Source organism: Achromobacter pulmonis, assembly GCF_902859765.1.
Lineage (GTDB): Bacteria > Pseudomonadota > Gammaproteobacteria > Burkholderiales > Burkholderiaceae_B > Achromobacter > Achromobacter pulmonis.
The window spans coordinates 148,809-167,572 of sequence record NZ_CADIJV010000006.1; the positions used below are offsets into that span (position 1 = coordinate 148,809).

The 18,764-nt window shown below is 65.4% G+C and carries 19 protein-coding genes; 12 read left to right on the plus strand and 7 right to left on the minus strand.

Features of this window, described 5'->3' with window-relative positions; genetic code table 11:
• Positions 1 to 79: 79 nt before the first annotated feature.
• Positions 80 to 478 (minus strand): cupin domain-containing protein, encoded by a 399-nt coding sequence (locus tag HV701_RS08010; protein ID WP_049072486.1) that lies wholly within the window; start codon positions 476 to 478, stop codon positions 80 to 82.
• A 220-nt stretch (positions 479 to 698) separates the two neighbouring features.
• Here HV701_RS08010 and HV701_RS08015 point away from each other — a divergent pair, with 220 nt between their 5' ends.
• From HV701_RS08015 to HV701_RS08045, 7 genes are all read left to right on the plus strand, one after another.
• Complete coding sequence (locus HV701_RS08015; RefSeq protein ID WP_175132536.1) at positions 699 to 1,478, plus strand: SDR family NAD(P)-dependent oxidoreductase; 780 nt, start codon at positions 699 to 701, stop codon at positions 1,476 to 1,478.
• 10 nt (positions 1,479 to 1,488) lie between these two features.
• On the plus strand, positions 1,489 to 2,250 hold the full coding sequence (locus HV701_RS08020; RefSeq protein WP_175132537.1) for an ABC transporter ATP-binding protein: 762 nt from the start codon (positions 1,489 to 1,491) through the stop codon (positions 2,248 to 2,250).
• On the plus strand, positions 2,250 to 2,942 hold the full coding sequence (locus HV701_RS08025; RefSeq protein ID WP_175132538.1) for an ABC transporter ATP-binding protein: 693 nt from the start codon (positions 2,250 to 2,252) through the stop codon (positions 2,940 to 2,942). The genes HV701_RS08020 and HV701_RS08025 overlap by 1 nt, the downstream gene beginning before the upstream one ends.
• Positions 2,943 to 2,955: 13 nt before the next feature.
• Positions 2,956 to 4,833, plus strand: a complete 1,878-nt coding sequence (locus HV701_RS08030) for an ABC transporter permease (RefSeq protein ID WP_175132539.1) — start codon at positions 2,956 to 2,958, stop codon at positions 4,831 to 4,833.
• The gene (locus tag HV701_RS08035) at positions 4,833 to 5,135 is read left to right on the plus strand and encodes a Dabb family protein (protein WP_175132540.1); all 303 of its coding nucleotides are present in this window, start codon (positions 4,833 to 4,835) and stop codon (positions 5,133 to 5,135) included. Before HV701_RS08030 ends, HV701_RS08035 begins: the two co-directional genes overlap by 1 nt.
• Before the next feature lie 82 nt (positions 5,136 to 5,217).
• Positions 5,218 to 5,913 (plus strand): fumarylacetoacetate hydrolase family protein, encoded by a 696-nt coding sequence (locus HV701_RS08040; protein WP_175132541.1) that lies wholly within the window; start codon positions 5,218 to 5,220, stop codon positions 5,911 to 5,913.
• Positions 5,914 to 5,954: 41 nt separating this feature from the next.
• Complete coding sequence (locus HV701_RS08045; protein WP_006388428.1) at positions 5,955 to 6,086, plus strand: entericidin A/B family lipoprotein; 132 nt, start codon at positions 5,955 to 5,957, stop codon at positions 6,084 to 6,086.
• Positions 6,087 to 6,210: 124 nt separating this feature from the next.
• Here the strand turns inward: HV701_RS08045 and HV701_RS08050 are convergent, their stop codons facing one another.
• From HV701_RS08050 to HV701_RS08060, 3 genes are read right to left on the minus strand one after another with little or no spacing between them, the layout of a single operon-like run.
• The gene (locus HV701_RS08050) at positions 6,211 to 7,908 is read right to left on the minus strand and encodes a PhoH family protein (protein ID WP_175132542.1); all 1,698 of its coding nucleotides are present in this window, start codon (positions 7,906 to 7,908) and stop codon (positions 6,211 to 6,213) included.
• A gap of 58 nt (positions 7,909 to 7,966) precedes the next feature.
• Positions 7,967 to 8,431 (minus strand): peroxiredoxin, encoded by a 465-nt coding sequence (locus tag HV701_RS08055; protein ID WP_006388430.1) that lies wholly within the window; start codon positions 8,429 to 8,431, stop codon positions 7,967 to 7,969.
• A complete protein-coding gene (locus tag HV701_RS08060) occupies positions 8,431 to 8,892 on the minus strand; it encodes an Mth938-like domain-containing protein (protein ID WP_175132543.1) in 462 nt (153 codons plus the stop codon). Before HV701_RS08060 ends, HV701_RS08055 begins: the two co-directional genes overlap by 1 nt.
• 234 nt (positions 8,893 to 9,126) lie before the next feature.
• On the opposite strand from HV701_RS08060, the gene alaC reads away from it, so the two are divergent.
• From alaC to HV701_RS08080, 4 genes are all read left to right on the plus strand, one after another.
• On the plus strand, positions 9,127 to 10,311 hold the full coding sequence (alaC, locus tag HV701_RS08065; RefSeq protein ID WP_175132544.1) for an alanine transaminase: 1,185 nt from the start codon (positions 9,127 to 9,129) through the stop codon (positions 10,309 to 10,311).
• Positions 10,312 to 10,490: 179 nt separating this feature from the next.
• A complete protein-coding gene (locus HV701_RS08070; protein WP_175132592.1) occupies positions 10,491 to 11,795 on the plus strand; it encodes a homoserine dehydrogenase in 1,305 nt (434 codons plus the stop codon).
• A 105-nt stretch (positions 11,796 to 11,900) separates the two neighbouring features.
• Complete coding sequence (gene thrC, locus HV701_RS08075; protein ID WP_175132545.1) at positions 11,901 to 13,310, plus strand: threonine synthase; 1,410 nt, start codon at positions 11,901 to 11,903, stop codon at positions 13,308 to 13,310.
• A 154-nt stretch (positions 13,311 to 13,464) separates the two neighbouring features.
• Positions 13,465 to 13,686: a YgdI/YgdR family lipoprotein gene (locus HV701_RS08080; protein ID WP_175132546.1), complete on the plus strand. Its 222-nt coding sequence runs from the start codon at positions 13,465 to 13,467 to the stop codon at positions 13,684 to 13,686.
• A 63-nt stretch (positions 13,687 to 13,749) separates the two neighbouring features.
• Here the strand turns inward: HV701_RS08080 and HV701_RS08085 are convergent, their stop codons facing one another.
• Together HV701_RS08085 and pepN are read right to left on the minus strand one after the other, a co-directional pair.
• Positions 13,750 to 14,769, minus strand: a complete 1,020-nt coding sequence (locus HV701_RS08085; RefSeq protein ID WP_175132547.1) for a class 1 fructose-bisphosphatase — start codon at positions 14,767 to 14,769, stop codon at positions 13,750 to 13,752.
• 10 nt (positions 14,770 to 14,779) lie between these two features.
• Positions 14,780 to 17,485, minus strand: coding sequence for an aminopeptidase N (pepN, locus tag HV701_RS08090; protein ID WP_175132548.1), 2,706 nt, complete (start codon positions 17,483 to 17,485; stop codon positions 14,780 to 14,782).
• Between the two features lie 150 nt (positions 17,486 to 17,635).
• Here pepN and HV701_RS08095 point away from each other — a divergent pair, with 150 nt between their 5' ends.
• Positions 17,636 to 18,274, plus strand: a complete 639-nt coding sequence (locus HV701_RS08095) for a DUF4136 domain-containing protein (protein ID WP_175132549.1) — start codon at positions 17,636 to 17,638, stop codon at positions 18,272 to 18,274.
• Positions 18,275 to 18,360: 86 nt separating this feature from the next.
• On the opposite strand, the gene HV701_RS08100 is transcribed toward HV701_RS08095, so the two are convergent.
• Positions 18,361 to 18,741, minus strand: coding sequence for an H-NS histone family protein (locus HV701_RS08100; RefSeq protein WP_175132550.1), 381 nt, complete (start codon positions 18,739 to 18,741; stop codon positions 18,361 to 18,363).
• Positions 18,742 to 18,764 lie beyond the last annotated feature (23 nt).

Sequence of the window (18,764 nt, forward strand, 5' to 3'; positions counted from 1 at the left end):
GGTTTTGTCTCCTCGGGGGCTTATGTCTGGGCGCGCCGCCCTGTGCCGGACGGTCGCGCGGGTCTTGCCGGGGCGATGCCTATTCCAGCGTCTGGCCGGCGTAGGCGTCGATGAACAGATTGGGTTTCAGGAAGAAGCTCAGCACCAGCGCGCCATGCGGCGCGCGCGCCACATGGCGGTTGCCGCGCGGGCGCCAGACGTAGTCTCCGGCGCGCACTTCGCCTTCGGCGTCGACGATCGAGCCTTCCAGCACATAGGTCTGCTCGACCTCGACATGCTCATGCAGCGGCAACTCGGTGCCGGGTTGCCAGCGGAACAGGGCCGTCAGCAGTCCGGACTCCTTGTCCTGCATCAGCACCTTCATGTCGATGCCTTCGACCTGTGTGGGCTTCCAGGGCAGTTCGTCAACCTTCAGGAAGCGCGATGCCAGCGGCGGCAGCGCATTGGCCGCAGGGCAGCCAGGGGTTTCGAGGGCCATGATGTCTCCTAGCCAAAACTCGTTATGGAAGAAAAGATAAAAATCTTGTTATTGAGTGTTTAAAAAGAGTCGCGTATATTGAGATTTATGTCAATCACGTTTTCCCGCGATGAAAACGGAGCGACACGGGCCGGACCAGGGCGCCGCAATCTTCGGGATACCCCCCTTCCGAAAGCCGCGGCGCCGAGAGATCCGGTGCCTATAGAACAAGGAGACAAGCTTGAATCAGGACTATCTGGGCCAGACCTTCGGGTTGGCCGGGCGCACCGCGCTGGTGACGGGCGGCGCGCGCGGGCTGGGGTATGCGATCGCCGCCGGCCTGGGCCGGGCGGGCGCGCATGTGGTGATCAATGACCTGTCGCGGGACGCCTGCGACGCCGCCTGCGCCCAATTGGCCGCGGCCGGGATCGATGCGCGCAGCGCGGTGTTCGACGTGGCCGACGGCGCCGCCGTGGCCGAGGCCATTGCGCGGCTGCAGGCCGATGGCATCGCCATCGACGTGCTGGTCAGCAATGCCGGCAATCAGAACCGCAAGCCGGTGGTCGAGATGACGCCCGCCGAATGGCAGGCGTTGCAGAACGTCCACGTCAATGGCGCCTTCCATTGCGCCCGCGCGGTGCTGCCCGCCATGGCGGCGCGCGGCTTCGGCCGCATCGTGCTGATGTCGTCGGTCGCGGGCCAGGCCACCATGCCGAACATTGCTGCCTACGCCACCGCCAAGGGCGCGATCGCCGCGTTCACGCGCGCGCTGGCGGTCGAGTATGGCGGCCAGGGCGTCACCTGCAACGCGCTCGCGCCCGGGTTCGTGCGCACCGATTTCACCCAGGGGCTGCAGGACAATCCGCAGTTCCAGTCGTTCCTGGCGACGGCGGTGCCGGTGGGGCGCTGGGCCACGCCCGAGGACGTGGCGCCCGCCGTGGTGTACCTGGCCTCGCCCGGCGCCGCATTCGTCAACGGCCACGTGCTGGCGATCGACGGCGGCCTGTTGGCCCGCATGTAGGAGGACGGTCATGAACACCCAAGCGGTTCTGTCCGCCCAGGGGCTGGTCAAGCGGTTCGGCGGCTTCAACGCCGTCGACGGCGTGTCCCTGGCCCTGCGGGAAGGTTCCATTCATGCCTTGATCGGCCCCAACGGCGCCGGCAAGACCACCTGCTTCAACCTGCTGACCAAGTTCCTGGCGCCCGACCAGGGCGTGATCCATTATCGCGGCCGCGACATCACCGCGCTGGCGCCGGAGCAGATCGCGCGCCTGGGCATCGTGCGCTCGTTCCAGATCTCGGCGGTGTTCCTGGGGCTGACCGTCTTGCAGAACATGCGCGTGGCGCTGATGCGCCAGCACGGCGATGGCATGCGCTTCTGGCGCAGCCGCCGCAGCGTCGATCGTCTTAACGACCAGGGCCTGGCCTTGCTGGAGGCGGTCGGCCTGGCTGACCTGGCCGACACCACGGCGGCCTTGCTGCCCTATGGCCGCAAGCGCGCGCTGGAGATTGCCATGACGCTGGCCCTGGAGCCCGATGTGATGCTGCTGGACGAGCCCATGGCCGGCCTGGGCCAGGAGGACGTGGCGCGCATCGCGGCGTTGATCCGCCGGGTCTCGGCCAACCGCAGCATCCTGATGGTGGAACACAATCTGTCGGTGGTGGCGGACCTGTCCGATTCCATCACGGTGCTGGCGCGCGGCGCGGTGCTGGCGCAGGGTGATTACGCCACCGTGTCGCGCGACGAGCGCGTCATCACCGCCTACATGGGCGCCGACGAGGGGGATGACTGATGTTGTCGATCAAGGACCTCAACGCCTGGTATGGCGAATCGCATGTGCTGCATGGCGTCGACATCGAGGTGCGGCGCGGCGAACTGGTCACCATCCTGGGCCGCAATGGCGCGGGCAAGACCACCACGCTGCGCGCCGTCATGGGCATTCTGGACAAGCGCCGTGGCTCGATCCGGCTGAACGGCCAGGAAACCGTGGGTATGGCGCCGCACCGCATCCCACGCCTGGGCGTGGTGTATTGCCCGGAAGAGCGGGCGGTGTTCCGCAGCCTGGACGTGACCGAGAACCTGCTGCTGCCGCCGCGCCTGGCCGACGGCGGCATGTCGCTGGACGAGATCTACGCCCTGTTTCCCAACCTGCGCGAGCGCAGCGGCAGCTCCGGCGGCAACCTGTCGGGCGGCGAGCAGCAGATGCTGGCCATCGCCCGCATCCTGCGCACCGGCGCCCAGCTGATCTTGCTGGATGAGCCCACCGAGGGCCTGGCGCCGGTGATCGTGCAGCAGATCGGGCAGGCCATCCGCACGCTCAAGGAGCGCGGCTTCACCATTGTGCTGGTCGAGCAGAATTTCCGCTTCGCCACCAAGGTGGCCGACCGCCACTACGTGATGGAGCATGGCCGCGTGGTCGACCAGTTGTCGGCGCAGGAGGCGCGCATCGATCCCGAGCGGATCGCGCGCCACCTGGGTGTCTGAAGGGGAGAATCCTGTGTTCGAAATTTTTGGCGTGCCATCTTCGGCACTGTTCGGCCAGCTCCTGCTCGGCCTGATCAACGGTTCGTTCTATGCCTTGCTCTCGATCGGGCTGGCGGTGATTTTCGGCCTGTTGAACATCATCAACTTCGCCCACGGCGCGCAGTACACGGCGGGCGCCTTCCTGGCCTGGATGCTGTTGAACTACCTGGGCGTGAACTATTGGGCCGCGTTGGTGCTGGTGCCGCTCATCATGGCGGCCTTCGCCATCGTGGTCGAGCGCGCGCTGATCTCGCGCACCTACCGCATGGACCACCTCTACGGTCTGCTGCTGACCTTCGGCATCGCCTTGCTGATCGAGGGGGGGTTGCGCCAGGCCTACGGCGTGTCGGGGCTGCCTTACACCATTCCCAAGGCATTGTCGGGCGGCATCAACCTGGGTTTCATGTTCCTGCCCTGGTACCGCGGCTGGGCGGTGGTGGTGTCGCTGGTGCTGTGCCTGGCGGTTTGGGTGCTGATCGAAAAGACCCGGGTCGGCGCGATGCTGCGCGCCGCCACCGAGAACCCGACCATCGTGCGTTCCTTTGGCATCAACGTGCCGCTGTTGATCACGCTGACCTATGCGCTGGGCGTGGCGCTGGCCTCGGTGGCCGGGGTGATCGCCGCGCCCATCTACCAGGTCAGTCCGATGATGGGCTCGAACCTGGTGGTGGTGGTGTTCGCGGTGGTGGTGATCGGCGGCATGGGATCGATCATGGGGGCCATCGTCAGCGGTTTCGGGCTCGGCATCATCGAGGGGCTGACCAAGGTGTTCTATCCGGAGGCCGCCAATCTGGCGATCTTCCTCATCATGGTGCTGGTGCTGCTGTGCAAGCCGGCCGGCCTGTTCGGCAAGCCGCTGCAGGTGCAGAACGTACTGGCGGCCGAGGCCACGCGCGAGCCGGTGCAATTGGGCCGACGCGCCATGCGCGGGTGCATGGCGGGCCTGGCCGTGGTGGCGCTGGCCGCGCCCTGGTTCGTCTACCCCACGTTCCTGATGAAGGTACTGTGCTTCGCGCTGTTCGCCGCCGCGTTCAATCTGCTGGTGGGCTATGTCGGCCTGCTGTCATTCGGTCACGCGGCCTTCTTCGGCGCGGCGGCGTACGCCACCGGCATCGTCATGAAGCTGCTGGGCGCCACGCCGGAGCTGGGCCTGCTGGCCGGGGTGCTGACCGGCGGCCTGCTGGGGCTGGCGTTCGGCGCCATCGCCATCCGCCGCCAGGGCATCTACTTCGCCATGATCACGCTGGCCCTGTCGCAGCTGGTGTACTTCATCGCGGTACAGGCCGGCTTCACCGGGGGCGAGGACGGTCTGCAGAGCGTGCCGCGCGGCAAGCTGTTCGGCCTGTTCGACCTGGACAGCGTGATGCCGATGTACTACTTCACGCTGGCGGTGTTCGCGTTGGGCTACGCCTTCGTGTTGCGGGTACTGAATTCGCCGTTCGGCGAGGTGATCCGCTCGGTGCGCGACAACGAGCAGCGCGCCCGGTCGCTGGGGTATTCGACCTCGCGCTACAAGCTGCTGGCCTTCACGTTATCGGCTGCGGTGGCGGGCCTGGCCGGCGGCTTGAAGGTCCTGGTATTCGGCGTGGCGTCGCTGACCGACGTGCACTGGCACGCCAACGGCGAGGTGGTGCTGATGGCGCTGCTGGGCGGCATCGGCACGGTGTTCGGGCCGCTGGCCGGCGCGTTCACCTTCGTGTCGCTGCAGAATTTCCTGGCGCCGCTCGGCTCCTGGGTGCTGATCGTGCAGGGCGCCATCTTCATCCTCTGCGTCTTGTTGTTCCGCGACGGCATCATGGGTCTGGTGTCGCGCGCCTGGCTGGCCATGGCCAGCGCGAAAAAGGAGTCGTGATGTTCCTGCATGTGGTGATGTTGCAACTCTCCGGCGCCGCCGATGCGCGCTTCCATGAGCGGGTGCAGGGCTACTGCGCCCGCATCCTGGCGGAGTGCGACGGGGTGGCGATCTACGCTTTCCGGCCCAATGCGGCCAGCCGTTCGGATGGCCTGACCCATGCCGTGGTGGCGGGCTTTCTTGACGCTGCCGCGCACGAGCGCTACCAGGTATCGCCCGCGCACCAGGACATGAAAGCCTATATGGCCGGCTTCATCGAGCGCATCGTGGTGTACGACGGGGAAATCCCTACAAATCCCTGAATATTCCCGTTTCCGGAAAGGGCTACACTCGCGAATGATTTTTTGCCACCGGACCGTTCCACCCGTCATAGGTTGATAGATCATGGACTACGTATTGCCTCCCCAGCCGCAGACCGCGGTTCCCGTTGCCGGCAGCGCCGCATTGTTCCCGGTGCGCCGCGTCTACTGCGTCGGCCGCAACTATGCCGAGCACGCCAAGGAAATGGGTTTCACCGGCCGTGAAGATCCGTTTTTCTTCTGCAAGCCCGCCGACGCGGTGCTGAGCGTGGCCGACGGCGAGACCGGCAAGATGCCTTACCCGCCCAAGACCTCCAACCTGCACTACGAAATGGAGCTGGTGGTGGTGCTGGGCAAGGGCGGCCGCGATATCCCGGTGGAACAGGCCAACGACTGCGTCTGGGGCTACGCCCTGGGCCTGGACATGACCCGCCGCGACCTGCAGGGCGAAATGAAGAAGCAGGGCCGTCCCTGGGAAGTGGGCAAGGCCTTCGACCTGTCGGCGCCGCTGGGCCCGATCCATCCGCGCAGCGTGGTCGGCACGCTCGACAAGGGCGCCATCTGGCTCGACGTCAACGGCCAGCGCAAGCAGGCCAGCGATATCTCGCAGATGATCTGGAATGTGCCCGAGAGCATTGCCTACCTGTCGGGTCTGTTCGAGTTGCAACCCGGCGACATCATCTTCACCGGCACGCCCGAAGGCGTGGGCGCCGTGGTGCAGGGCGATGTCATCACCGGTGGGGTGGAAGGCCTGGGCGAACTTCGCGTCCAGATCGTTTAAAGTACGCCCGGGAACTGTTTCTTCACTTCAGGAGCGCCAGCATGCGCAGCAAGATCGTGCTGACCGCCTTCGTCGTGTTCGGCTTCGTGCTCGCCGGTTGCAATACCGTGGCGGGCATGGGCAAGGACATGTCGCGGGCCGGCAACGCCATCACCAACGCCGCCGACAAGTAATCGTCCGGCCGAGGCAATAAAAAACCCCTTGATCGCTCAAGGGGTTTTTCTTTGGCGGGCCCGGCGTTACAGCGTTTCCCCTTTTGGGGCAGCTAGTCCGCGGCTGTGGGCGCGGCGTGGGGGCTCACAGTACATCCCCCGCGTAGTCGGCCAGGCGCGAGCGTTCGCCGCGTTGCAGGGTCACGTGGCCCGAATGCGGCCAACCCTTGAACCGGTCGACCACGTAGGTCAGGCCCGAGCTGCCCTCGGTCAGGTAAGGGGTGTCGATCTGGGCGATATTGCCCAGGCAGATCACCTTGGTGCCGGGACCGGCGCGCGTCACCAGCGTCTTCATCTGCTTGGGTGTCAGGTTCTGGGCCTCGTCGATGATCAGGTACTTGTTCAGGAAGGTGCGGCCGCGCATGAAGTTCAATGACTTGACCTTGATGCGCGAGCGAATCAGGTCCATGGTGGCGGCGCGCCCCCAATCGCCATTGCCTTCGCCTTCGCCCATGTTGAGCACGTCGAGGTTGTCTTCCAGCGCTCCCATCCAGGGCAGCATCTTTTCTTCCTCGGTGCCAGGCAGAAAGCCGATGTCTTCACCGACCGGCACCGTGACGCGGGTCATGATGATCTCGGTGTAGCGCTTGGTCTCCAGCACCTGGGTGATGCCGGCCGCCAGCGCCAGCAGCGTCTTGCCCGTGCCCGCCTGGCCCAGCAGCGACACGAAGTCGCATTCCGGATTCATCAGCAGGTTCATGGCGAAGTTCTGCTCGCGGTTGCGCGCGGTGATGCCCCAGACGTTGTTCTTGCCGTGGGTGTAGTCACGCAGCGTCGCCAGCACCGCCATCTTGCCGCTGACCTCGCGCACCTGGGCATACAGGGGCATCTGGCCTTCGAAATAGACGAACTGGTTGACGACGAACTGCGAACACAGCGGCCCATGGATGCGGTAGAAGGTGGTGCCGCCCTGTTGCCAGGATTCGACGTCCTTGCCGTGCTTGTTCCAGAAGTCCTCGGGCAACTGCATCACGCCCGAGTACATCAGGTCCGAGTCTTCCAGGACGTGGTCGTTGAAGTAGTCTTCGGCGGCCATGCCCAGGGCGCGCGCCTTCAGGCGCATGTTGATGTCCTTGGACACCAGCACCACCTCGCGCTGCGGGTATTTTTCCTGCAGGGCCCGCACCACGCCCAGGATCTGGTTGTCGGCCTTGCCCATGGGCAGGTCCGAGGGCAGGGTGCTGTGGATGGCGGTGGTCTGGAACATCAGGCGCCCGGTGGCGTCCTTGTTGCCCAGCTTGGCCAGTTCCAGGCCTTCGTCGAGCTGGGTCGCGTCCTGTACCAGCGCGTCGAGCGAGCGGCTGACCTGGCGGGCGTTGCGCGCCACTTCCGACATGCCCTTTTTCTGGTGGTCCAGTTCTTCGAGCGTCATCATCGGCAGGAAGATGTCGTGCTCTTCGAAGCGGAACAGCGAACTGGGGTCGTGCAGCAGCACGTTGGTGTCCAGCACGAACAGCTTGCGCGGCTCGTTCTGGGCGCGCGGCTTGGCACGCCTGGCCGGGGCCGCGGCGGTCTTGGCCGGGCGTGCCTGGGCGCGCGGCGCCGGCGCGGCGGGCGGCGGCGGAACCTGGCGGGCCGGGATCTGCGCCTTGCGGCCGGGGGCGGCCATGCCGTCGAGTTCGGGCTGCACCAGCAGTTCGTTCTCGTCGTCTTCGGCCAGGGCGGCCTGGGTGTTCGACCGCGCAGCGGCGGTCTTGGTCGTGCGGGCCTGCGCCCGGGCGTTATCGCCCGAGGGGAAGGTCAGGATGGCTGCGGGGCGGGTGGGCAACTTCGGAAGCGGCATATGCGTCACTCTCCAGTATGGGCCGGCTATGGCACCTGACGGGTATTTCTGTGCACGGCTAACCGATGCTCTTGGCGGCCTGCAGGACTTCCTTGGCATGGCCCGGGACCTTCACCCCGCGCCACTCCTGCACCAGCACGCCATAAGCGTCGATCAGAAAGGTGCTGCGCTCGATGCCGCGCACCTGCTTGCCGTACATGTTCTTCTGCTTGATGACGCCGTACAGATTGCACACGGTTTCGTCGGCGTCGGAGATGAGAGGGAAAGGAAGCTCGTACTTGGCCTTGAAATTCTCGTGCGACTTCAGCGAATCGCGCGAGATCCCGACCACCACGGCGCTGGCCGACAGGAAGTCGGCATGCAGGTCGCGGAAATCCTGGCTTTCGGTGGTGCAGCCAGGGGTGTTGTCCTTGGGGTAGAAATACAGGATCACGGCGCGACCCTGGCATTGCTCCAGGCTGATCGGCCCGATCGTGCTTTCAGCGGTGAACAGCGGGGCGGGCTTGCCGATGATGGGCATCATCATGTCTGGGGTTCTCCGTTGGGGGGGATGAGGGCGACGACGACGCGCCGGCCCTCCGCCATCAGGATGTTGTAGGTGCGGGAGGCGGCGTGGGTGTCCATGATTTCCACGCCGATGCCCGCCGCCAACAGGGGACGCAGCACATCGGGACGCAGGAATTGCTGGCGGGCGCCCGTGCCCACCAGCAGCACTTCGGGCGCATTGGCCGGGCGGCTGGGGGTGGCTTCGGGTTCGTCCAGGAAAGCCAGCGGATCGCGCACGGGTTCGGACAAGCCGGCCGCCTGGCGCAAGAGGGTGGGGGTGATGTCGGCCGGCGACTGAACGGGCCAATGGGTCACTTCGCCTTCGGGGCCAAAAGCGACCGAGGAGGAAAAACGTACCTGGTTGACCTCGATATAGCCATCACCATAAGCGGTGACGGTGTTCAGGGCGGCCGTCGCAGGATCGGTATGCAGCTTCAATAAATACTCCGGCTTTATGGTTCCGATAATAGCGCATCAGGATGGCGGCATGTTGCACGGTTTCCACTGCGAAAATGGGGGCTTTTCCGTCCAATTTGCCGCCCAGGCGTCCTTGCGCTAGATTACAGGGTTTTGCTGCGCCGCAAACGTGTGCCGGCGCGGCTGTTGAGCCCGTTTCCCCTTCGCGCTGTCGCGCCCTGGATTTTTGCCCCTTCGCCCCTAAGGATTCCCATCATGAGGAAGTTCTCTCGCATTGAGCGTTTGCCCCCGTACGTTTTCAACATTACCGGCGAGCTCAAGATGGCAGCCCGTCGGCGCGGCGAAGACATCATCGACATGTCCATGGGCAATCCCGACGGCCCCACGCCCAAGCACATCGTCGACAAGATGGTCGAGGCCACCATCCGCCCGACCACCCATGGCTATTCGGTGTCCAAGGGAATTCCGCGCCTGCGCAAGGCCATCTGCGACTGGTACCAGCGCCGCTATGCGGTCGAGTTCGACCCGGATTCCGAAGCCATCGTCACCATCGGTTCCAAGGAAGGCCTGGCGCACCTGATGCTGGCCACCCTGGACCGCGGCGACACCGTGCTGGTGCCCAACCCCAGCTATCCGATCCACATCTATGGCGCAGTCATCGCCGGCGCCAACATCCGTTCGGTGCGCATGACGCCGGGAGTGGACTTCTTCGAGGAACTCGAGCGCGCCGTGCGCGAGTCGATCCCGAAGCCCAAGATGATGGTGCTGGGCTTCCCCAGCAACCCGACGGCCCAGTGCGTCGACCTGTCGTTCTTCGAGCGTGTGGTGGCCCTGGCCAAGGAACACGACATCCTGGTGGTGCACGACCTGGCCTACGCCGACATCACCTTCGACGGCTATGTGGCGCCCTCGATCATGCAGGTGCCCGGCGCGCGCGATGTCGCGGTCGAGTTCTTCACCATGAGCAAGAGCTACAACATGGCGGGCTGGCGCATCGGCTACATGGTCGGCAACCGCGAGCTGGTCGGCGCGCTGGCGCGCATCAAGAGTTATCACGACTACGGTACGTTCACGCCGATCCAGGTGGCTTCCATCGCCGCCCTGGACGGCCCGCAGGATTGCGTGAGCGAGATCGTGGCGCAGTACCAAAGCCGCCGCGACGTGCTCGCGCGCGGCCTGCATGAAGCAGGTTGGAATGTGGAAATTCCCAAGGCGTCCATGTACATCTGGGCGCAGATCCCCGAACCCTACCGGGCGATGGGCTCTTTGGAGTTTGCCAAGCGTGTCCTGTCGGATGCGAAAGTGGCCGTGTCCCCCGGGATCGGCTTCGGCGAGTATGGCGACGAATATGTGCGCTTCGCTCTTATCGAAAACGAGCAGCGCACCCGCCAGGCGGTGCGCGGCATCAAGGATATGTTCCGCAAGGACGGCTTGCTGTAAGTCCCCCCGAAGCGCTGCGCGCTTCCCCCTCAGAGGGGCATGCCTGCGGACCGGCGGAGCCGGATCCGCGGCATCCCGCTCGGGGAGGGCGCCCGTGGACTGTATGTAGCCGTTATTGCGTGAGTGTTTGGAGAAATGAAATGAATTCCCCTCAACGCCCGCCCGCCGAGGGCGCCGCGATGAATCCCATGAAAGTGGGCTTGCTCGGCCTGGGCGTGGTCGGTGGCGGCACCTGGACGGTGCTGTCGCGCAATGCGGAAGAGATCGCGCGCCGCGCCGGTCGCCGCATCGAAGTGACCCGCGCCGCCGTGCGCGACGTGCCCAAGGCGCGCGCCCGCGTCGGCGACACGCTGCCGGTGGATACCGACGTGCACGCGCTGGTGCGCGATCCCGAGATCGACATCGTGGTCGAGTTGATCGGCGGCGACACCCTGGCGCGCGAGCTGGTGCTGGAAGCCATCGCCAACGGCAAGCACGTGGTCACCGCCAACAAGGCGCTGCTGGCCAAGCACGGCAACGAGATCTTCGCCGCGGCATCCGAGCGCGGCGTGATGGTGGCGTTCGAGGCCGCCGTCGCCGGTGGCATTCCCATCATCAAGGCGATCCGTGAAGGCCTGACCGCCAACCGCATCCAGTGGGTCGCCGGCATCATCAACGGCACCACCAATTTCATCTTGTCCGAGATGCGCTCGCGCGGCCTGCCATTCGCCGACGTGTTGGCCGAAGCCCAGCGCCTGGGCTACGCCGAAGCCGATCCCACCTTCGACGTGGAAGGCGTCGACGCCGCGCACAAGCTGACGCTGCTGGCTTCGCTGGCCTTCGGTGTGCCGGTGCAGTTCGACCGCGCCTACATCGAAGGCATTTCGCAACTGGCGGCCGAGGACATCGAGCATGCCGAGCGCCTGGGCTACCGCATCAAGCTGCTGGGCATCACCAAGCGCCGTGCCGATGGCATCGAGCTGCGCGTGCACCCGGCGCTGGTGCCGGCCGAGCGCCTGCTGGCCAATGTCGAGGGCGCGATGAACGCGGTGCTGGTCAAGGGCGACGCGGTCGGCCCGACACTCTATTACGGCCAGGGCGCCGGCGAAGAGCCGACCGCTTCGGCGGTGGTGGCGGATCTGGTCGACGTGACCCGCCTGCATACCGCGGATCCTGGCAACCGCGTGCCGCACCTGGCGTTCCAGCCGGACGCCATGGCCGACACGCCGATCCTGCCGATCGAGCAGGTCAGCACCTCCTATTACCTGCGCCTGCGCGTGGACGACCAGCCGGGCGTGCTGGCCGACATCGCGCGCCTGCTGGCCGATCGCTCGATCTCGATCGGCTCGATGATCCAGCAGCCTTCGCATATCGGCGGCGCCGACATCATCTTCCTGACGCACGAGGCGGTGGAAGGCAACGTCAACCAGGCCATCGAGCACATCGAGACCTTGCCGTTCGTGCGCTCCAAGGTCACGCGCCTGCGCGTGGAGCACTTGCTATGAAGCCCCAGGGTGAGCCCTTCCCCGAAGCGCCTGCGGCGCTTCCCCTCAAGGGGGCGCTCGCGGCGGCCTGGCTGTGCGGGCGCAGTGCATTGTGGAGTCAATGACATGAAATACATTTCTACACGGGGGGGCATGGCGCCCCAGCCGTTTTCGGACATCCTGCTCGAAGGGCTGGCGCCGGACGGCGGCCTGGCCGTGCCGGAACAGCTGCCGCAGATCTCGGCCGAGACGCTCGAATCGTGGCGCGGCCTGCCGTATGCCGACCTGGCGTTCGAAGTGCTGTCGCGCTTTGCCACCGACATCCCGGCCGAGGACCTGCGCCGCCTGACCCGCGCCGCCTACACCTCGCAGATCTTCAACAGCGAAGACATCGTCCCGCTGCGTCCGCTGAACGACGGCCTGTCGCTGCTGGGCCTGTCCGAAGGCCCGACGCTGGCTTTCAAAGACATGGCGATGCAGTTCCTCGGGCAGGTGTTCGAGTACGTGCTGGCCAAGCGCGGCACCACGCTCAACATCGTTGGCGCTACCTCGGGCGATACCGGCTCGGCGGCCGAGTATGCGCTGCGCGGCAAGCGTGGCGTGGCCGTGTTCATGTTGTCGCCGCACGGCCGCATGAGCGCGTTCCAGCGCGCCCAGATGTATTCGCTGCAGGACGAGAACATCCACAACATCGCCGTGCGCGGCGTGTTCGACGAGGCGCAGGACATCGTCAAGGCGCTGGCCGGCGACCTGGCCTTCAAGGCCAAGTACCGCCTGGGCGCGGTCAATTCGATCAACTGGGCGCGCATCGCCGCCCAGGTGGTGTACTACTTCCACGGCTGGCTGCGCGCCACCGACAAGCCGGGCCAGCAGGTTTCGTTCACGGTGCCCTCGGGCAACTTCGGCAATATCCTGTCGGGCCACATCGCCCGCGGCATGGGCCTGCCAGTGCGCCGTCTGGTGCTGGCCACCAACGAGAACAACGTGCTGGAGGAATTCTTCCGCACCGGCATCTACCGTCCGCGTCCGGCCGAGCAGACCTACGCCACCTCCAGCCCGTCGATGGACATCTCGCGCGCCTCGAACTTCGAGCGCTTCGTGTTCGACCTGGTGGGTCGCGACGCCGACCGCGTCAAGGCGCTGTGGGCCGACATGGCGCGCGACGGTTTCTTCGATCTGTCGGCGCTCGAGCCGCAATTCGAGGCGCAGTATGGCTTCGTCTCGGGCGCCAGTTCGCACGAGGACCGCCTGGCTACGATCCGCTCGCTCTATGACCAGACCGGCGTGCTGGTCGATCCGCACACCGCCGACGGCGTCAAGGTCGCGCGCGAGCATGTCGAGCCCGGCGTGCCCATGCTCGTGCTGGAAACCGCCTTGCCGGCCAAGTTCTCGGAAACCATCGAGGCCGCGTTGGGCCGCCCGGCCACGCCGCCGGGCAACCTGGCCAACCTGGAATCGCTGCCGCAACGCGTCGAAGTCATGGATTGCGATGCCGCCGCGGTGCGCCGCTACATCGAGGCCCACGCCAAGGTGTAAAGGCAGCTTGCGGTTGTATGGGGTTGCAACCCCTCGCCGGTGTGAACCGCGAGGGGTTTTTTACGTTCTTACGCATTTTGGCCACATGCGGTCACTTCTTCCGGGCTGGCATCCGATACAGTGAATTCACCATTCACACTCGGAGAACACGCCCATGAATCTGAAGACCATGACGTTGGCCCTGGTGGTGACCGGAGTAGGGGTGCTGGCCGGATGCTCGTCGCCCTCGGTTATTCAGCAACGCGACGGAACCTCGACGGTGACGCCCGACGAGCCTACCTACGACAAGCAGTCCGGCATGTACGAGTATGACAAGGACGGCAAGAAGGTCCAGATCAACAAGGACGATGTGAAGTCGATCGAAGAGGTCAAGTAACCCTTCGCCAGACCACCATGAAAAACCCCGGCCGAGGCCGGGGTTTTTTGCTGGGCACGCGGCTTACTTGCCCGCATCCTCGGCGTGGTAGCGGCCCACGCGCTCGACTTCGTTCTTCGAGCCCAGGATCACGCTGACGCGCTGGTGCAGCTTTTCCGGCTGGATGTCCAGGATGCGCTGGGTGCCGTTGATCGCCGCGCCGCCGGCCTGCTCGATGAGCAAGCTCATGGGGTTGGCTTCGTACATCAGGCGCAGCTTGCCGGCCTTGCCCGGCTCGCGCGCGTCCCACGGGTACATGAAGATGCCGCCGCGGGTCAGGATACGATGCACGTCGGCCACCATCGAGGCGATCCAACGCATGTTGTAGTCCTTGCCCAGGGGACCGGTGGCGCCGGCCAGGCAGTCGTCGATGTAGCGCTTGACCGGGGCGGCCCAGTGGCGCATGTTCGACATGTTGATGGCGAATTCCTTGGTGTCCTCGGGCACGCGGATGTTCTCGTGGGTCAGCACCCACGAACCCATTTCACGGTCCAGCGTGAAGCCCACCACGCCGTTGCCGATGGTCAGCACCAGCATGGTCTGCGGGCCGTAGACGGCGTAGCCGGCCACCACCTGCTTGTTGCCCGGCTGCAGGAAATCGGCCTCGCAGACGGGCGCGCCCGACACATTGTGGGGCGCATGCAGCACCGAGAAGATGGTGCCGATCGACACGTTCACGTCGATGTTCGACGAGCCGTCCAGCGGATCGAACAGCAGCAGGTATTCGCCCTTGGGATAGCGGTTCGGAATCAGGTGGATGGTCTCCATCTCTTCCGACGCCATGGCCGCCAGGTGGCCGCCCCATTCGTTGGCTTCCAGCAGGATCTCGTTGGACAGCACGTCCAGCTTCTTCTGCACTTCGCCCTGCACGTTCTCGCTTTCGAGGCTGCCCAGCACGCCGCCGAGCGCGCCCTTGCTAACCGCGTGGCTGATCGCCTTGCAGGCGCGCGCCACGACTTCGATGAGCAGCCGCACTTCGGGGGCCAGGGCCTGCGCGGAGCGCTGCTGCTCCACCAGGTATTGGGTAAGTGTTTTACGTTTCAAAAGGTTCTCCCTATGCTGCGAATTCTAATGCCTTGGACACGATTTCCTGCACGTTGCGCGACAGCCCTTCGTGGGCGCGCACCTGCTGCAGGGCTTGCTGCATGGGGCCGCGCAAGGCCGGCACGTAGCGTGACCAGTTGTCCAGCGCGCGCGCCAGGCGCGCGGCGATTTCCGGATTGAGCGCGTCCAGCGCCAATACCTGGTCGGCCCAGAAGGCGTAGCCGGATCCGTCCGGATGGTGCATGCCGCGGGCGTTGTTCAGACAGAACTGGAAAATCAATGCCCGCGCCCGGTTCGGATTGCGCAGCGTGAACGCCGGGTGCGTCATCAGTTCGCGCGCCGTCTGCACCGTCGTGTAGCGCGCCGCCGCCTGCAGCGCGAACCACTTGTCCACCACCAGCGCGTTGTCGCGCCATTTGTCGTAGAACGCCGCCAGCGCCTGCTGCGGGAACTCGCCCTGGCCGTAGTTGATCAGGGCCGACAGCGCCGCCATGCTGTCGGTCATGTTGCCGGCGTGCTCGTACTGCTGCTCGGCCAGACGCTGCGCCTCGTGCTCGCCGGCGGCCATAAGGTGGCTGAGCGCCAGGTTCTTCAGGGCGCGCTTGCCGGCCGGTACCGGCGCGGGGCTGTACGCGCCCGGCGTCTGGTTGTCATCGAAGGCCTGGCGGAATTCCACCGCGAGTTGGCGGCCCAGTTCGGCGCGCAGGAAGTCGCGCGCCACCGCCAGCGCCGGCGGATCGATGGCCAGCATGCGTTCGGCCAGGGTCTTTTCCGACGGCAGCGCCAGGGCGCGCGCGCGGTAGGCGGCATCCAGCGCCGGGTCGGTCAGCAGCGCGCGCCAGGCGGCGATGAAGGCCGGGTCGGCGTGCAGTGTGCGGCCTGCCTGGCGGGCCTCGGCCAGCGCCAGGATCTGGCGGGTGGCCAGTTCCTGGCCGGCTTCCCAGCGCGCGAACGGGTTGCCGTCGTGCGCCGACAGCAGCGCCAGTTCTGCGTCGGTCCAGTCGTAATCGACGATCACGGGCGCGGAAAAATCGCGCAACAGCGACGGCACTGGCATCTCGTCGATGTCGTCGAAATGCCATTGCTGGCTCTGGGTCGTCAGTTCCAGCAGCGCGGTGTCCTGGACCGCGCCGTCGTGGCGCAGAGGCAGGGCGCGGCCTTGGCGGTCGAGCAGGCCGATGGCGAAGGGAATGTGGTACGGCGCCTTGACGAAGCCGGCGGGGGCCTTCTTCTCGACGCCGACCGGCAAGCATTCCTGCGACAGGGTCACGGTGCAGCGGCGCGCGGCGGCGTCGTGCGTCAGCTTGACCGTCACGCGCGGCGTGCCGGCCTGACGGTACCAGTTGCGGAACACGGACAGGTCGCGGCCCGGGTGCTGGCGCGTATAGACCGATTCCATGGCGGCGACGAAGTCGTCGCAAGTCACGGCCTGGCCGTCGTGGCGGCGGAAATACTCGTCCATGCCGGCGCGGAAACCGGCTTCGCCCAGCAGCGTGTGCTGCATGCGGATGACCTCGGCGCCCTTCTCGTACACCGTGGCGGTGTAGAAGTTGCCGATTTCCTGGTAGCTGTCGGGGCGGATCGGGTGGGCCATCGGGCCCGCGTCCTCGGGGAACTGCGCCGCGCGCAGCGTCACCACGTCGTCGATGCGCTTGACCGCGCGGGCGCTGGCCGCGGCGGTATCGTCCATACCTTGCGCCATCATGTCGGCGCTGAATTCCTGGTCGCGGAACACCGTCAGGCCTTCCTTCAGGCTCAACTGGAACCAGTCGCGGCAGGTGACGCGGTTGCCGGTCCAGTTGTGGAAATATTCGTGGCCGATGACCGATTCGATGCCCTCGTAATTGGCGTCCGTGGCGGTATCCGCGTCGGCCAGCACATAGGCGGCATTGAAGATGTTCAGGCCCTTGTTCTCCATTGCGCCCATGTTGAAGTCATGGACGGCCACCACCATGAAGCGGTCCAGGTCGAGTTCCAGGCCGAAGCGGGTCTCGTCCCAGCGCAGCGCGCGCACCAGGGAGTCCAGCGCCCATTCGGTCTTGGTCTCGGCGCCCGGGTCGCTATACACCTGCAACAGCACGTCGCGGCCGCTGGCTGTCTTGACGGTGGTTTCGCGGTGGGTCAGGTTGCCGCCCACCAGGGCGAACAGGTAGCAGGGCTTGGGGAACGGGTCTTCCCATTCGACTTCGTTGCGGCCGTCGGGCAACTGGCGCGAGGCGACCAGGTTGCCGTTGGACAGCAGCACCGGGTAGGCTGGTTCGGCGCGCAGGGTCACGCGATAGCGCGACATGACATCCGGGCGATCGGCGAACCAGGTGATGCGGCGAAAGCCCTCGGCCTCGCATTGGGTGAAGAAATTGCCGCCCGATACATACAGGCCCATCAGGGTCGAATTGGCGGCCGGTTTGCAGCGGCTGACGATCTCCACGGAGGCTTCGGCGGGCAGGCCGTACAGCGCCAGGCTCTGTTCGGACAGGTGGTAGCGGTCGGCCGGCAGGGCCTGGCCGTCCACGCCTACCGAGACGAGTTCCAGTTCTTCGCCGTCCAGCACCAGGGCGGCGTCGGCGCTGGCGTCGGTCTTGCGCCGCACCTGCATGACGCAACGCACCTCGGTGCTGTCCGGCGCCAGGTCGAAGGTCAGGCAGACGTGTGGAATGTCGTAGGGGTAGGGCTGGTAATCCTTGCGATATACGGTAACGGGCGTGTCTGTGCGCATGGGATTGCAGTCCTGTATGAACGAGAGTCCTATTGTAGTGGTTGGGCCGTGCCACGCCGACGCGGCCGGACGCGGCGGGCGTAAACTTTCGGCGGCCCATGTGGTCAAAGCTCAGTATGATGGGCGCCGTCGCGCAATGAGGAGTTGCATATGTTTCGTTCTTCCCCGCTCAATGCCGGCCGCTGGGCCGCCGTGCTGGCCGTTTTGGGGGCGCTTGTGCTGAGCGGATGCGCCACGCCCTCGGTCTCGGCGCGTGTCACCTCGTTCCAGCAATGGCCCACCGGCGTCGAAGGCCAGACCTACCAATTCGTGCCGGCCGATCCTTCGCAGGCCAATAATCTCGAATACCAGTCCTACCAGGATATGGTCCGCGCGGGTATCGGCGCGACCGGGCTGGTGGAAGCGCGCGCCGGCACCAAGGCCCGTTTCGATGTTTCCTTTCGCTATGGCACGACCCAGACCCAGGTGATGGTGCGGCGGCCCTATGACCCGTATTTCAACGGTGGCTACGGTTATGGCGGCTTCTATGGTCCGCGGCCCTGGGGCGGATACTACGGTTATTGGGGGCCGGAATGGGTCGACGTTCCGGTCGTGGCCCAGCGCAATACGCTCACCCTGCAGATCCACGACAATCAGCGCGGCGGGGCGGAGGTCTATCGTTCCAGCGCCTACATTCTCAGCGAGCAGGACAATTTCATGCGCATGATGCCCTTCCTGGTGCGGGCAATATTTGACAATTTCCCGGGAAATAATGGCGCTGAACGTGAAATCCAGTTTCCGTTGCAGTGAATTTTGCAGCCTTGCGCTGCAATCCTAAAATAAAAAAAGCGCACCATATTGGTGCGCTTTTTATCTTTCTTACTGAAAAATAGCTTTTATTCCTTGATCAGAAAACTGTCGCGCGTGGCGCCAGCGGCTTCTTCCGCGGCGAGCCAGCGCGGCGCCTTGCCGCGACCGCTCCAGGTTTCGCCGGTTTGGGGGTGGCGGTACTTGGGCGCCACAGCGCGCTTGACGGCGTTGGCGGGGCGGGCGGCGGCACCGGCCTTGCGGCGGCCACCTGCGGCGCGGACGGGTTTGCCGGCGCCATAGGCGGCGGCAATCTCTTCTGGGGTGATGTCGTATTCGCGCATGGAAGTGATGATCGAAGCGATCACCGGCTTACGGCGCTTGGTCTGTAGGACTTCAGCCTTCTTTTGGAGCTTGTTGATTTCCTTTTCGATCTTTGCTTGCAGAGCTGCGTAGGTTTCTCGGGCCATGGTTATTCCTGATTATGGAACTG